The 14,841-nt window shown below is 70.9% G+C and carries 13 protein-coding genes; 10 read left to right on the top strand and 3 right to left on the bottom strand.

Going from position 1 to position 14,841, the window contains the following annotated elements; genetic code table 11:
* Positions 1-181: 181 nt before the first annotated feature.
* Both H299_RS0109010 and H299_RS0109005 read right to left on the bottom strand, forming a co-directional pair.
* Positions 182-1,423, bottom strand: a complete 1,242-nt coding sequence (locus H299_RS0109010) for a helix-turn-helix domain-containing protein (RefSeq protein WP_027748148.1) — start codon at positions 1,421-1,423, stop codon at positions 182-184.
* 84 nt (positions 1,424-1,507) lie between these two features.
* The gene (locus H299_RS0109005) at positions 1,508-2,635 is read right to left on the bottom strand and encodes a helix-turn-helix domain-containing protein (RefSeq protein WP_027748147.1); all 1,128 of its coding nucleotides are present in this window, start codon (positions 2,633-2,635) and stop codon (positions 1,508-1,510) included.
* A 1,804-nt stretch (positions 2,636-4,439) separates the two neighbouring features.
* On the opposite strand from H299_RS0109005, the gene H299_RS39550 reads away from it, so the two are divergent.
* A complete protein-coding gene (locus tag H299_RS39550; protein WP_158692302.1) occupies positions 4,440-4,919 on the top strand; it encodes a hypothetical protein in 480 nt (159 codons plus the stop codon).
* Positions 4,912-6,180 carry an MAB_1171c family putative transporter gene (locus H299_RS0108995; protein WP_158692301.1) on the top strand — a complete coding sequence of 423 codons (1,269 nt, stop codon included), beginning with the start codon at positions 4,912-4,914 and terminating at the stop codon, positions 6,178-6,180. The genes H299_RS39550 and H299_RS0108995 overlap by 8 nt, the downstream gene beginning before the upstream one ends.
* Positions 6,181-6,202: 22 nt before the next feature.
* Here H299_RS0108995 and H299_RS0108990 read toward each other — a convergent pair whose 3' ends face one another.
* Positions 6,203-7,054 (bottom strand): helix-turn-helix domain-containing protein, encoded by an 852-nt coding sequence (locus H299_RS0108990; protein WP_027748144.1) that lies wholly within the window; start codon positions 7,052-7,054, stop codon positions 6,203-6,205.
* A gap of 752 nt (positions 7,055-7,806) precedes the next feature.
* Between H299_RS0108990 and H299_RS0108985 the strand changes: the two genes are divergently transcribed.
* The 8 genes from H299_RS0108985 (at position 7,807) to H299_RS33035 (ending at position 14,742) form a co-directional block, all read left to right on the top strand.
* Positions 7,807-8,712 (top strand): hypothetical protein, encoded by a 906-nt coding sequence (locus H299_RS0108985; RefSeq protein WP_027748143.1) that lies wholly within the window; start codon positions 7,807-7,809, stop codon positions 8,710-8,712.
* A gap of 5 nt (positions 8,713-8,717) precedes the next feature.
* Positions 8,718-9,398, top strand: a complete 681-nt coding sequence (locus H299_RS0108980; protein ID WP_027748142.1) for a zinc finger domain-containing protein — start codon at positions 8,718-8,720, stop codon at positions 9,396-9,398.
* Between the two features lie 150 nt (positions 9,399-9,548).
* Complete coding sequence (locus H299_RS0108975) at positions 9,549-10,190, top strand: WhiB family transcriptional regulator (protein WP_027748141.1); 642 nt, start codon at positions 9,549-9,551, stop codon at positions 10,188-10,190.
* Complete coding sequence (locus tag H299_RS0108970) at positions 10,187-11,800, top strand: hypothetical protein (RefSeq protein WP_027748140.1); 1,614 nt, start codon at positions 10,187-10,189, stop codon at positions 11,798-11,800. The genes H299_RS0108975 and H299_RS0108970 overlap by 4 nt, the downstream gene beginning before the upstream one ends.
* Positions 11,797-11,988, top strand: coding sequence for a hypothetical protein (locus H299_RS0108965; protein ID WP_027748139.1), 192 nt, complete (start codon positions 11,797-11,799; stop codon positions 11,986-11,988). Before H299_RS0108970 ends, H299_RS0108965 begins: the two co-directional genes overlap by 4 nt.
* A 164-nt stretch (positions 11,989-12,152) precedes the next feature.
* The gene (locus H299_RS38165; RefSeq protein ID WP_486587202.1) at positions 12,153-12,320 is read left to right on the top strand and encodes a hypothetical protein; all 168 of its coding nucleotides are present in this window, start codon (positions 12,153-12,155) and stop codon (positions 12,318-12,320) included.
* A gap of 128 nt (positions 12,321-12,448) precedes the next feature.
* Positions 12,449-12,994: a plasmid mobilization protein gene (locus H299_RS40340; protein ID WP_027748138.1), complete on the top strand. Its 546-nt coding sequence runs from the start codon at positions 12,449-12,451 to the stop codon at positions 12,992-12,994.
* On the top strand, positions 12,991-14,742 hold the full coding sequence (locus H299_RS33035) for a relaxase/mobilization nuclease domain-containing protein (RefSeq protein WP_051262244.1): 1,752 nt from the start codon (positions 12,991-12,993) through the stop codon (positions 14,740-14,742). Before H299_RS40340 ends, H299_RS33035 begins: the two co-directional genes overlap by 4 nt.
* Positions 14,743-14,841: the final 99 nt, after the last annotated feature.

Genomic DNA, 14,841 nt, shown 5'->3' with positions numbered 1-14,841 from the left:
GTCGTGAACCAACCGAACACGACGCGTCGGACGGCGCGTTCGGGTACGCAGCAACGCGCTCGGTCCCGTACGGACTCCACGCAGAGGTATGTACGGGCGAGCATGCTCAGCCACGTACGAGTCGTGCACTTCAGCGACGTACGGACCTATGTCCTCAGCCGGGGCCGAGCGGCACCACCGGTCACAGTGGCAGGCCGATCCGGTGGGCCAGGCCCCGCAAGTCCCGGCAGGTGTGGGCGGGCAACTGCCGGTCGGTGAGGAACTCGACGGTGTTCCTCACCGGCGCGTTGGCGTGGATGCGCTGCGGGGCGATCTCCTCGGCGGTCAGCAAGGCCGCGACCGCCTCGGCCTCCCGGCCCCGCAGATGGGCAAGCGACCGGCCCAGATCGGCATGGAAGGCGGCCTGCCGTCCCGGAGCCTCATCCAGGACCCCGGGATGCACCCCGCCCCCGGCGGTGACGGCTGCACCGTGCAGACCCAGGTCGGTGTTCAAGCTCACCTGGTGGATACCGACATTGGTGGGGCCGAAGTTCAGGTGCCACGCCCGCGTCTCGCCGGTGCGCCCGGCGAGGTTCGCGGCCTCGACCAGGTGCCCGCGTACCTCTGCGGCGCGGGCCTTCCCGGGCCGCTGCCGGTCCTGGGTCAGCGCGGTGGCGGAGATCAGGTGAAGTTCGCCGAGCAGTGCGTGCGCATCCGGGCTCGACAGATGCGCTTCCACAGTGTTGGCGGCGGCGGTGGCCTGGGCCAGGGCCTGGGCCGGGCTGCCGGCCGACATCAGCACATGCGTGTGGAAGAAGCCGGAGAGCGCGGAGTAGACCGGGTCATCGAGTTCCGCGATTCCCTCGGCAGCGCGGGTGACAGCGATGAACGCCAAGTCGGTATAGCCGAGGTTCTTCAGCAGCAGCGTGCAGGCCGGGTGGTAGGCGTCCGCCAGCAGCTTCAGCAACTCGCGCCGGGCGGCACCGACAGCGCCCTCGGCCGCGGCGTGCAGGTCGGCCAACAAAGCGGGCAACCCGGCGGCCAGGGTGCCGTACTCGGCCGCGTGGTAGAGCCGATTGGCCCTCGTAACCCGCTCGGCCAGGAGCGCCGCCGGAGCCTTGGGCGGGCGGCGGTCCGGCGCGGTAGTCGTGGTGACCCCCATCAGCGCCAGCCGCAGGGCCGGGATCGCCTCATGAGCCGCACTCGCGTGCGGGCCTGCCGTGGCGAAGGGCTGACCAGTCAGCTCGGACGGGGCGACCTGCAATGCCTCGGCGAAGGCGGAGATGTGGCTGGAGCGGTCCAGTAACCGCCGGCCGTTCTCCACCATCGACAGATAGCCGACCGAAACCCCGGCCAGGCCCGCGAGGTTGCGCAGGCTCATCCCGCGCTGGCGACGGGCCGAGCGGAGACGCTCGCCGATCCGCCTGGCCTGCTCTTCGTCCATCGCCCCGCCTCAACTCCCGTCCCTCAGAGGTAGCGTAGGGCGAGTCTGCCGCCCCAGGGGACTTTCCCGCCAAGACGGGCGCCGTCACCGCACGCCCGCCTGTTCGGCCAGATTCCGCACCGCCGCGGCCTGGACGGTGTCGGTGGTGCGGGCGGCGAGCACGGCGACCAGTTCCCGGGCGAAAGGGTCCAGCCGCAGCCGCAGCGGCGCCGCAGCGTCGGCCTCAACGAGGCAGGTAGCGGCCTGGGCGGCGCGATCCTGGCGGGCCTCGGCCACTGCTGCAACCATCAGCAGGCGGGACCGCTGAGCACCGTCGAGTGCGGTCAGATCCGCCGCGCGGGCATGGTCGGCGGCCTCCTCGGGATCGCCGTACTCGGCAGCGACGGCGGCACGGGCCGCGATCACCATGGCCAACTCCCCTGCGCCGGTAGCCCGCCCGGCAGCAGTGGCCAGGAGTCGTTCGGCGTGTCGGCGGCGTCCGGCCATGGCCTGGGCGACGGCGGCCAGCACCGGCAGCTCCCACCCGGCTCCTGCGGCCTCGGCCCGCTCGGCCCGGGCCAGCGCATACTCCGGCAGGCCGAGGTCGATCAGCAGCCGCACCTCCTCGACCAGCACCGGCAGCGACTCGCGGGTACCGGGGCGGACCCGGTGCAGCAGCATCCAGGCCAGATCCTTGTAGCCCAGACGCCGCAGCAGCCCTGCGCCCAGCACATGCACCTGAACCTGCAGGGCCACCGCCTCCTCCCGCCCGGCGGCCGAGGCGGTGGCGACCGCGTGGTCCGCGCCCTCGACCAGCTTCGGGAGCGCTAGCGCGAGGCTGTGCTCATCACCCCCCGCATCGGCCTGTGCGGCGGCCAGAGTCCGCTCCGCCAGCTCATCCAGCATCAGGCCGACGGCCGTATCTGGGTGCGGGTGAGCGATGCGGCGCCGCAGATGGAAGGCGACCGCCCGCACCGCCGCGTGCTCCTCCCCGCCCGGCGGGTAGGGCTGCCCGGTCAAGTCCGCGACATCCAGCCGCAAGGCGGCGGCCAGGGCCGCCAACCAGCCGCGGCGGTCCACCCACTCCCGGCCCGTCTCCAGCCCGGCAACGTAATCGAGCGGCAGCCCAGCGCCGGAGGCCAGGTCCTCGCTGGTCAGTCCGCGGCGAAGGCGCCAGGCAGCCAGGCGGGCCCCGATCGGGCCGCCTGCGGCCCTCCCGTCCAGCTCGCGCATCACCAGATTGCTCGCATACCACTCGCCCGGACCGTGTGCTCTGCCAGGACAGACCCGTTCATCTCGCTCAGAGGTATCCCTGCGGAGAACGCATACGTCCTTCGCGCGACACATTAGTCACACTGCCGAAGACGGTGCGAACCGGCAGGTGAGGGGTCGGCTGTCCGTCAAGGAGAGGGGCAGCCCGGGCCAGCAGGACCGCGACGCTCTCCACGAACTGCCGCAGCTATTCAACGAGACGGGCGCTGTACGTCTCCAGTTCGGCGTTGCGCAAGTTCAGAACCTGAATGGGGTTGGCGCAGGTGCCCACTGTGTCCTCAGCTTGCGGACCTCGCCAGCATGTTCGCTGCACCGCTCGAGCTCCGCTTTCCCACCGGGACGCCCCCCGCCCGCACTTCCTCCGGTTCCGGGCCCCAGGTCTGCGACGCACCTCCAGGGCACACCGTCGTCATACCAACCGTATCGGCCGTGAGATGACACCCGGGCTCGCCGCTGGCCCACCGACCGGTGCGATGTCGCTGCTTGTCGTCGATATCTTCACCGAAGGTGACGTCCAAGTCGCCAGCATGGGTCGCGGCCGACTGGAGCTTCTTCACCGCCTACGAACTGGTCCTGTTCGCCCAGACGGTCAGGCGATGCGGCTGGGGCTCGGGTGGTGCTGGCTGATCGCGCCGCTCGCCCACCTCGGCATCGCCGATCACGGCCCCGCCAGTCCACTGCTCGGCACCCCGGCAGCTCCGTTCCCGTCGACGTGTGGGTAAGCGCATGGTGATATGCCGCCAGTTGTCGGAAGGCTGACGCGCGGTGTTGTGCACCGGGGTGGTACCGGCCACGTCTCGGGTCACGAACCCGTAGCCCATGCTGCACATCTCGGTGATGACGGTGCCATGCTCAGCATCGGTGTGCGAGCCGAGCCACCGCCCGCAGGCGGCAGCTGGAGGAGGGCTCCGGCCGGTCCAGGATCCGCAGCCGCCAAGTAGCGATCCGCGCAGATCAAAAGCAGCCCTGTGCCAGGTCATGCGTGTGGAGCCAGAAGGTGCCCGGTCGGCGGCGCTAAGTTCCTCGGCCGTCCGCTCGCACAGGCCGGTTCCGTGCCTGGGCATCGCCTGAGACCGCCGCCAGGCTGGCGGCGACGTCTGCACCGTCCTCACAGATTCTCCTCCTCTGCTCTTCCGGGCGTCTTCGAGGGGCGCCGCAGCGCCCGCGCTCCCGTCGCGGTAGCCATGCAGCACGTCGCCCTGTAGGAGTTCGCCGATTATTTGAGAGGTCCGGGCCGGGTCGCTGCCCCGCGGACCAGCGCGGGAGCAGTTCTGGCCCGTCCAACGTGTTCAAAATGGTGCTCTTCCAGGGATTTTGATGGCCAGTCATTTACTGCGGGGTGGCAGGGCCGACAGATGCGCTCTCAGAGATTGAGGGCTGCTTCGAATTTCCCTCGTTCACATTCACGAGGCCAACTGGCCAGCGAGGTACTGTTATTGGCCTGCTGCCGTAAAGATTCATCCGCTGACCGGATCGCAGCTTCTTCCCCAGCGGGCATGGGCGCTCTCCACAATTCAGCATGAGGACCCTCCCTCGCTTTGTGAGCCGCCTCCGTGATAGTGGGCAGGGTTTGCATGATTGCAGGCGGAGGCGGGAGTGACCTGATCAGAGGGATGGGCTACCGTCCCAGGAAGCAAATTTCCAGGACGGGGTATATGCAGGAGGAACTGTGTGGTGGTGGCGTCGTAATGGTCCGTCATTGCGTGGCGTCCGCAGAGAGTGCCGCCGGATCTCGTCGGAAATGCCGGTACCCCACCCATTCAGCATGAATGTCTTCCTCTCCAACCTGGAGACTGCGCGTGGCAGGCGGATACGGCTTGTGGAACTGCCGGATGACGCGCCGGGGCCGAGGGGACCGTGCGGGGTGTCCGTCCGCTGCCATGCACATCCACTGGATTTGATCCTGTGCGCGCGGGAGGTAGGCGGTTTCCACCGACGGAAGGTCATCTTTCACGAGGTGGCACATCTGTGGCTGGAGGATGGGCAGCCCGGGCAGCGCCTCGGGGAGCTGCTGCCGGGGCTGCCCGCAGGAATGTCGCGGCGGCTCCTCGCCGCCGGCCAGGTGCGCGGGCACGGCGGTTTCGGCACCCGGGTCGAGCAGCGCGCCGAGCTGCTGGCCGACCTGCTTCATGCCGAGTCCCGAAGCCAGGGCCTTCGGGCCGATGATGATCTGGTCCTCAAGAACCTCGAGGAGAGCCTGAACCTGCCTCTCGCACTGCCGCGCAGGCGTGGTCTTCGTGGCTGAGGCGCTGCCGGGCCTGGTGCTTGTGCTGCTGCTGGGGCAGATGGCATGGCGGGTGCCGGGGGCGCTGCGGGGGTCGGAGAGGGATCGGACGTTGTGGGGGGTTTGCGTTTCGCTGGGGGCCGCCTGGCTGCTGGGGTCGGCCCCTGGCGGGGTGGTGGCCGCTCTCACCGGCGTGGACGGCTTGGACGTCCTGTTGATGCACGTGAGCGTGCTGGTCGGGCTGTGCGCGCTGGTGCGGTACGTGTCCGCGGTCGGCCGCGGCGCCGCGGGGAGCCGGTGGGGCAGGCTGTCGGAGCGGGCCTCTCGGTCGGTGCCGGCAGTGTGCGGGGTGGGGGTGGTGCTGATGACGGTGCTGTTCTTCGCCGCCGTGGACCGCTCAGGTCCCTCAGCCGTCGCCCGGGCGTCCGCGGTGCCCGCACTCGCTGCCTATTGGGGTGTGATCTTTTTGTGGGTGGCGGTCACCATGGCGATCTGCGCTGTGCAGTGGGGTGGCGCCGCCTGTCGGGCGCGGGGGGCGATGCGGTGGGGGTTGTCCCTGATGGCCGCGGGTGCCGGCGTCGGGGCTTTCTATGCCCTTGTGCGCGATGTTGTCGGTGTGCACACGGCTCTGGGGCCGATGCGGATGGATGCGGGTGTCGCGCAGACCCAGGCGCTGCTGGACGCCGCGGTCGCGCTGTGGGTGGTGGGCGCGAGCATCCCCGCTGTCCAGGGAGTTGGTGTGCGGTGGAGGACGATGCGTGCGCTGGTCCGGCTGCATCCGCTGTGGCGGGACTTGGCCCTGGCGGTGCCCTGGGTGGTGCTTCGTCCTCCCTGCGCCGCGCGGCGTGGACGCCGCGGAAGTGAAACGGTGCGTCGCGCGCGTGATCTCACGGCCGATGTGCCGGATCTGCTGCTGGAGCGCTGGGTGACGGAGATCGTTGATGCGCGGCGCGCGCTCAGCTATCACGCGCCGCGGGGCCTGCGGGCTCAAGCTGTGGAGCTGGCGCGGCTGCAGGGCCTGGCAGGTGAGGATGCTGATGCGGTGGCGGACATGTACTGGACGCGGGCGGCGCTGGCGGCCATGGCGCTCGGCGCTCCGGCCGGCGCTGTGCCGGTGGACGCTCCCGTACTCGGCAAGGACTTCGACGCGCAGGTGAACCGGCTGCTGCTGTACTCGGCCCACGTTGGCGGGTGTGGGCACCGACACGGTTCGGCGTCGAGCTGGCGCCGCGCTGCCCGGGCGGGATCGGGCAGCCGCCCACTCGGCGGTGTAGGCGGCTGATTTGTTCTGCTGCTGGCGCGGGTCAGTCGCGCTCGCCCTCGGGGCCGGTGCCGGGCAGCTCTCCGCGCTCAACCTCGTCGAGCAGCTGGTCGATGAACGCGATCAGCTGGGGGCTCACCTCGCCGCTGCCTCGTGCGGCGATGGTGACGTCGCCACGGCGGAAGGCGGCGAGTTCTTCGACTTGGGCGGCGAGCGCGCGCACGGCGTCCTGCTCCGGCAGCAGGTACTGCGGCGGAACGCCGAGAACACGCGCCAGCGCCTCCAGGAGTTCGGGGTGTGCCTCGGCGGTGGTGCCCGAGCGCAGATGCCCCACGCCGGCCGCGGTGACCAGTACGGCGCCCGCCTCCCGGTTGACGGCCTCGGCGAGTTCCGTGTCGTTTCGGGGCGTTTCGGCGAGCAGAGACTGAATCTTGTCCGCCAGCGAGCCCGGCGCCGGCGGACCGTCGGGCTGGGGCTCGGCGCCGAAGGAGCGATCCTGTGCGGCCAGCAGCTGCGCCTGGGACACCCCGTAGGCGGTGGCCAGCAGCGACACGAAGGCGTCCGGCAGCCGGCGTCTGCCGCGCTCCGCCTTCAGGACGCCGTCCGCACTGCGGGTGCCGGTGATCACCTTTGTCGCACCCTGGGCATAACCGGCGTCCTGCCGCAGATCGGCCAGGTCAGGTGGACCGGAACGAGGGAAGAGGGCCTCCAGGCTCACCCCGAGCACCTGAGCCAAGGCGGGCAGCCTCTCACCGGGCGGGACGGAGCCGCCCGCCTCCCAGGTGGCGACGGTGGCCGCCGCCAGCCCCAGCGCCTGGGCGACTTCGCGCTGGGTGAGGTCTGCGGCCCGCCGCGCAGCGCGGAAGCGGCGCCGGTCGAAGCAGCGAGGCGGCATGCGGACCCTCCCTGGAGCCGTCGCCATTGAAGAAACTTCAATGTATTGAGTTGCCATCTGGATCGATGTAGCTTCAATCCTACAAGCACGGCTGTGCGCCGCACCTCCCTCCCTGCTTGTACCCGGCCGCGTCCCACCCGGCGCTGCGGGAAGACGGCTAGCGCGGACTGGAGTTGTCGATGCATGACGAGACGGGCAGCCCGGCCACCCCCGCCTCGCTCTTCTCTGAACGCGACCACGGCCGCGGGGCGTGCCGTGCGAAGCCCCTTCGCAGGACGAGAAGCAGCCGGCGTCCACCCTTGCCACTTGTAGAGAGTTCTTTAGCAAGGTCTGGATCTTGCCGCAGGGCACCCATATGTTCGTCGTCCCCGGCCGGGCAGCACGCCCGGCAGCCGACGCCACGAGGAGCGAAATGCACAACGCGCGATCCGGCTAGGGCGCGTAGGCCCTGAAACAGCGGCGGCGCCCAAGGAGCGGTAACTCCCGGACGCCGAACGCCAATGGGACTCCTGCCCCGGCAAGGGCGGAGATTCACCCACCTTCACCGCACCGGCCCTTTCCTACGAGGCACACCGGCGCGGGCTTCACTACGGAGGAGAGTCTTACATGCCGCCTGCCCTGCGCAAAAGGCCGGTCCCCCCGGCCAGCGCGGCAGCCACCCCCGCTTCCCCGCCTGCCGATCTGCCCGCACGCCGACTGCTCGGCACGCTCGCCCCGGCCCTGGGCATCCGCTTCGATCCTGCGGTGGCCCGATGAGCCGGGAGGCCCGCGAGTGGGCGTGGGAGCGCAGCACCAGCCGCGGAAACGCCCGCCTGGTCCTGCTGTCGATCGCCGATCGGGTGCCGGACAAGCAGTGCGTCGCCTGGGCGTCCCTCACCTCGCTGATGAAGCGTACGAGGGCCAGCCGCAACTCCGTGCGCGGTGCCCTGGTCGCACTGGCCGAGAGCGGCGAGCTGGAGGTGCTCGACGGCCTCGACGGCCCGCAGCACAGCACGGTCTATCGGCTGCCGTGCGCCGCAGCGTGGCTCGCCAAGGTCGCGGCGGCCGGGGAGGACAACCCCGACGCGTACGTCGAGCCCCCGTGCGACACCGACCCGGTACCCGAACTGGACGACGCACGGCTGCGAAAGCACGGCATCTGGCCCAAGGCCGGGTCGGAATCCGACCCCTCTCGTCAGGATCTGACCGGGTCAAAATCTGCACCCCCTCGTCAGAATCTGACCCCGCCCCGGGGCAGAAGCCGACCCCCCTCCGGGTCAGAACCTGACCCCCAGAACCGCAGTGAACCAAAGGTGAACCGTAAGTACAGCAGCAGTGGTGCTGCCGGCCTCACCTCGGCCGAGGACTGGGAGATCGACGACGCGAGCCTGTCCTGGGCCCAGCAGCAGGGGCACCTCGCACGCCTCGGCGAGCATGGCCTCCACGCCGCCGACGCGAAGTGGCGCCACCACCGCAGTGCCTGGAGCCCTCGCTCCGCCGCAGCCTGGGCTGCCGACTGGCGCTCCTGGATCGCCCGAGAGCACAACCCCACACCCCAGCGCCCGAACCTCTACGCCCTGCCCGGCGGCTCTACCGCGCCGCAGGCCGGCATGACCCGCGCCGACGCGCACATGGCCGCCCTGCTCGCCGCCGTCGACGAACCGACGGGAACGGAGTAACTACCTTGAACCGCCGAGAAGTTGCTGCCGTACTCACCTACGTCGGCCGCATCGACCCCCGCCTCATCCGCACCGCCGAAGGCGAGGCCCGGTCCCAACTCGACACATGGCACGAGCTGCTCGACAACATCCCCATGACCACCCGCCAGGGCTGGGATGTCCGCGAGACCGCCCGCAAGCGCATCGTGATCTCGCCCTACCCGATCCAGGCCGCAGACGTGGCCCGCGAATGGCACGCCCACTACCGTGATCGCCTGGCTCGGCACACCGACCCGACCCCGTCGGCTGACCCGGACGATCCGCGCGCCTGGCGGGCGGAGCTGCTGGCGTCACGGCATGCGGTGGCCACCGGGGAGGCCGCCCCCTCGGAGCACCGCGAACTCACCCCCGGGCGACACCGGCCGGTACCCAAGGATCAGCTGGCCGCCGTCGGCTGCATCCCGCCCGCCGTACGCGCCGAGCTGGCCCCCTACCGCCCGGCCCGCGCCGCCCGCGAAGCCGCCGTCGCCGCCGGAGGCCCCGACGTGCTCAGCGTGCCGTGCGAGTGGTGTCACGCCGGCAAGGGGGAGCCCTGCCGCCGCCGGCGCATCACCCTCGACGGCGCTGCCCGGGGCAACGCACCGCTCGCCACCGCCCACCCCAGTCGCGTCGACCGCGCCCTGGCTGCCCAGGCGCCTGCCGCCTGACCGCAGCGCAGCCCGCTTCTCTACAGAAACGTTCCTCCTCCGGTACGGCGCCACGCCGTACCCCGAGCCCGCCTCGCAGCACCCGCCGCACCCCACCCACCTTCGGTGCCGAGCGATCCGCACCCGCCGAGGCGACTTCCGGAGACTGCCTTGCGCCATATCACCACCAACGACACCCCGACCCCGAGCATCCGGGGCATCGCCGACCACAGCTGGCAGGCCCGTGGCCTGTGCCACAACATGCCGCCCGCGGTCGGCGACCAGCTGTTCTTCCACACTGCCCGGGCCCGCGCGGCAATCGAGGAGGCCAAGTCGATCTGCGGCCGGTGCCCGGTGAAGAAGGCGTGCTTCGACTACGCCCTCGACAACGAGATCCGCCACGGCATGTGGGGCGGGCTCACCGAGGCCGAGCGCCGCCCCTGGCACGCCAAGGTCAGAAAGCGCCTGGACTACAGCCGCGTCAAGGCGGCCTTCGAAGGCCGCGATGTCCGCCTCAGCGACGCCGAGCGCGACGCCGTCACCCGCCACGCCTACGTCCGCGGCTGGAGCCCCGAGCGTCTCGCCTACACGCTGCGGCTCGATCTGGACTGGGCGCGCGACCTGATGCGCAACGCCGCACACGCCGTCGCCGACCGCGACCGCTACTGGGGGCACTTGGACGAGACCGAGCCCACCGACGACGAGCACGTCGACGACGAAGGCGCCGAGGACGAGGACAATGCCTCGCCGGTGCAGGTGCCCCGCCAGGCGCAGACCCACTCCTTGATCGCCGCTCTGCGAAAGGCCGCATGACCCACCCCATCGCCCTGTCTCTGCCCCTGGGTATCGCTCCCGTCTTCGCGGTCGCGGCTGTCGGGGTGCTGGCCCTGGTGCTGACCGGGTGGTCGATCCGACGCAACCGGGCACGGGCAGGTGCCCCGCGCGCCGGTACCCCCGCGGTCTGGGTCGCGGCCCTCGCCGCCCTCAACTGCACCGTCTACAGCGCGGACACCAGCTGGCGTTTCGCCGCCGACTACCTGGACATGGCTGGCACCGTGGAGCGGGCCATGATGTTCAGCGCGGCCGAGCTGGCCCTGTTCGCTACTGCGCTGATGGCCCGGCAGAATCTGAAGTCCCGAGGGACGCCCGGTCTTCCGGGCAGCCTGGTCTGGGTGCTCACCGGGGTGCAGGTCATCCCGGCGTACGCGCAGTCAGCCGCGGTGGGCGGCACCGTGCGGGCCTTCGTCGGCCCGGTCATGGCGGCCATGCTCTGGCATCTGGCCATGGGTATCGAGCTGCGGCTGCACAAGCCGGGCGCCGCGTCCCAGGGGCTGCTGGCGACGCTCGGACGCGAAGCGCGAGAACGTCTCCTCTCACGCCTGGGCGTCGCCACGCGGAACCGCTCTGCCGCCCAGATCACCAGGGAACGCGCCACGGAACGGGCAGGGGCCCTGGCCTCCCGGCTGGCCAAGATGCCGGAGAAGAAGCGCGCGAACCGCCAGGGGCGCCGGATAGAGCGGCGGCTCGAGACGGCCCTCGCACGATCCGGGGTCGGCACCGATCCCGACCAGCGCCGTGCGCTGCTGGAGCAGCTGGCCGCCCGCCGGCACGCCATGGCTCTCGCCTTCGTCGCCCTGCCGTCCCCCTGGACTCAGTCCTGGGAACACGACGACCGCCACGGGGACCGGTCCCCTTTCACTCCGGTCCCAGAAGTTCGGAATCGGAAGTGGAGCCAGGAAGACGTGAGCCCGACGGGGACGGTCCCCAACGCCGGTCCCCGAACCGCGGGCTCGATCGGGGACCGCGCTGCCGGGGACGCGGCCGAAACGGGGACGGGGACCGCACCCGTCGGGGACCGTCCCCACCCCGTCCCCAACGAAGACGGGGACCACATCGGCGAACGTGACGCGCGTCTGCCCAGCCCAGGCGAAGAGGCAAAGGGGGAAGGTGATGTCGTGGTCCCGGGGACCGGTGAAAGTGATGACGGCGCGAGCGGCAACGTCCACGAAGTCGCAGCACACAGGGGCACTGACCCCTCCCCTGCGGCCGTCCCCTTCGGCGACGAGGGCCCAGAGCACCCAGGCGCCGAATCGGGGACCCGGCCCGACGGGGACCGTCCCCACACCGTCCCCCCGCGGCGCAAACAGAAGCCGAAGGGGTCCCGAAACCGTGCGGGCGCCGGGAAGCCCAAGCGCTCACGGAAGGGGCCGCAGCTGACCGTCGAGGAGATGGTCGAGCGGGTTCGTCCACACGTGGCGGCACTGCTGGCGCGGGACGGCAACGCGTCGATCACCCGTCCCCAGGTGCGGGAGATCCTCCGCGCCCAGAACATCCAGGGCGGCCGGAACGAACGCCTCACGCCGGTCCTGCAGAGGCTGCGCGACGAAGCAGGCACCACCGCGACAAGGAGTACGACCCGATGAAGACCTGCCAGCGCTTCACGCGCATCAAGTCCGGCTTCGAGCAGGACATCCGATGCCTGCGCGGCTATGCCGAGCGGCACCAGGGATCCGCACCCGCGAAGACCAGCGCGAAGAACGCCTTCTCGGTGAAGCGGAACATGGCGCGAGCCTTGAATCAGCACCTCGACCGCTGCCCCGAGTGCGGCTGAATCTTGCAAAGAAGCAGGTCACGCGCCTGCCTCCGCAATCCGTCTCGTGGGTCCCGGCCTCGGCCGGGCACCGCCCCTGCTATGGAGGGTTCCCCATTCCTGCCCGTCACCCGCGTACGCACACACCATCAACCGCCGAGGCCGCCGCCTGGGCGGACGTGCTCGTGCAGTGCCAGTTCCTGCACGCGGCCGTGCTGGCCCCCAACGGCCAGTGGCTCACCCAGTACCACCCCGAGTCCCCAGTTCGCGTCCTGCACGGCCCGGCCGCTGTGGTCGAACTCGCCGCCGAGATCCAGCACCGCATCCGCACCATGAGGAACCGCACCCGATGACGAACCCGACGACACCCTCCACTCACGCCCGCGGTGAGCTGACAACCAACTCGACGTCGAGGCGAGCAAGTTGGTGCGAGAGTAGTACTCCCGTTGGGAGTACTACTCTCGCGTCCTCCGCCCCGGGGGTGGCGGAGGCGGTCTCGCGCCGGGGGGCGCCGGACCGAGGGGATGCGACCGAGGGCGGCCGGCATCCCCTGGAGGAGCAAACAACCACTCACCCGTGTCACAACCCGCACTGCACTTTCCACGCGAGCGCGCCGTCGAGCCAGCCGCCCGCGCGTAACCGCACGCCGAAGACCAAGTCAAGCAAGCGCAAACACCTGATCACCAGCCGCTTCAACGACGACGAGAAGCAGTCCGTCCTCGACGCCGCAGCCGCGTGCGCCATGACGCCGTCCGGCTTCCTCGCCCACGCAGCCCTCAGCGCCGCGCGCGACCTGACGCGCACGGCAGCCGAGATCGCCGGCGAACGCGAAATGCTTGCCGAGCTGTTCAGCCTCCGGCGCCACCTCGGGCAGATCGGCAACAACGTCAACCAGGTTGCCAAAACGCTCAATTCGGGCGGTGACGCCCCGCACGCCGAAGCGGTCCTCTTCGCCGTAAACCGTGCCGCTCGACGCGTGGACACCTTCACCCAGCACTACCTGGACAGCGAGCGCCCGGCTGCATGATTCCCAAAGTCCACGACATGGGCGGTGACACCCGCGGCCTGGTGGCCTACCTGTACGGTCCCGGAAGGGCTGAGGAGCACATCGATCCGCACCTCGTCGCCGCGTGGGACAGCCAGGCCCCCGACCCGGGCCGCGATCCGAAGGCAACGTACGGCGACCTGCAGCGCCTGCTCGACCAGCCCGTGATGGCACTGCCCGAGAGCGCCAGGCCCGACGAGTACGTATGGCATCTGTCCGTACGCGCCGCGCCCGAAGATCCGATCCTCACCGACGAGCAGTGGGCCGACATCGCCCACCGCATGGTCGCCGCCACCTGCATCGCCCCCGAAGGCGACGACGCCGCCTGCCGCTGGGCGGCCGTCCGGCACGCCGACGATCACATCCACATCGTCGCCACCGTCGTACGCGAGGACGGCCGCCAGGCCCGCATCCGCCAGGACGGCGCCCGCTCCCAGACCGAAGCCCGAAAGGTCGAAATCGACTACGGGCTACGCCGGTTGAACGTCGGTGACGGAACCGCCGCCAGACGCCCCACCAGCGCCGAACGCCACAAGGCGAACCGCCAGGGCAAGGAACGCACCCCACGCGAGGAGCTGCGCGAGACCGTGCGCCGCGCCGCAGCCGGAGTCGCCAGCGAGGAGGAGTTCTTCGATCGCCTGGCCGCCGCCGGCCTCCTGATCCGCCAGCGCACCGCGCCCTCCGGCGACCTGCTCGGGTACAAGGTCGCGTTGTCGGACGACCGCAACGAGGACCAGGAGCCGATCTACTATTCCGGCTCCACCCTCGCGCCCGACCTCTCCCTGCCCCGCATCCGCAAGCGGTGGGCCGCCGACGCCTCCGGCTACCACAGCGACACCGCCAAGGACCGCTCCTCCGGCTCGCCCCGTATCAGCCCGTCGGCCGCCCGGCGGCAGGCGACGACAGCGGTCTGGCAGGCCGTGCTGATCCTCGACCAGGGCGACGACGGGCAGATCGCCGCGCACCTCGCTGCAGCCGGCGAGGTCCTCGACGCGCTCGCCAAGACTTCGGCCGCGCACACCCGCCGTGAACTGCGATATGCGGCCTGGGCGTTCGAGCGGGCGACCCGCTCCCACGTCCAGGCCGAGCGAGGCCACGACCGTGCCCTTCGTCAGGCTGCCCGCGATCTCGTCTACGGCGGTCCCGCCCTCGGCCGCGGGGAGGACGGTGCCACCACCGCCATGCTCATCGACATGGCGTTCTTCCTGGTCAGCGCCGCCGCCCACTGGCACGGGAAGAAGGAGCACGCCCAGCAGGCCGCTGCTGCCCGCCAGGCTGCCGACCACCTGCGTGCCGCATATCAGGCCGCCGCGCCGTTGCACCTCGGCGTGATGCACCAGCGCGGTCGCCGCCTGTCCCAGCCCCTCCAGCGCAAGCAGGGCGCCTATCTCCGACAGGCGGTGCCTGAGCTGGCCGGGCAGGTCCTCGCCGAGCCCGGCTGGTACGCCCTGGCCGCCACGCTCGCCGATGTCGAGAACGCCGGCCACGACCCCGCCGCGCTCCTGACGGAAGCGGCGGAGCGACGCGAGCTGGAGACCGCAGAATCGATCAGTGACGTGCTGGTATGGCGGCTGCGGCGGATGGCGGATCTGCCCGCAGACGCCTCGGCTGCGCCACAGAGCGGTACGGCAAACGCCGCGTTGACGGGGCTTGCGAGGACGCAGTCCACGCCACCGTCGCACGACGCCTCGGCCCGCCAGGCCGACAGGCCGCGAGAGCCTCGGCGCTAGATGTGTGGTGCCGATCCTGACGGTGCGTCCCAGCGCGCGCAGAGGGCAGCCGACCGCCTCGCGGACGGCCAGGGCCAGGAGCCGGGCAAGCCCCGTTGC

The organism is Streptomyces sp. CNH287 (assembly GCF_000424825.1).
Note: the sequence above shows the minus strand (reverse complement) of the source record. Positions and strands in the feature narration are given on the sequence as shown.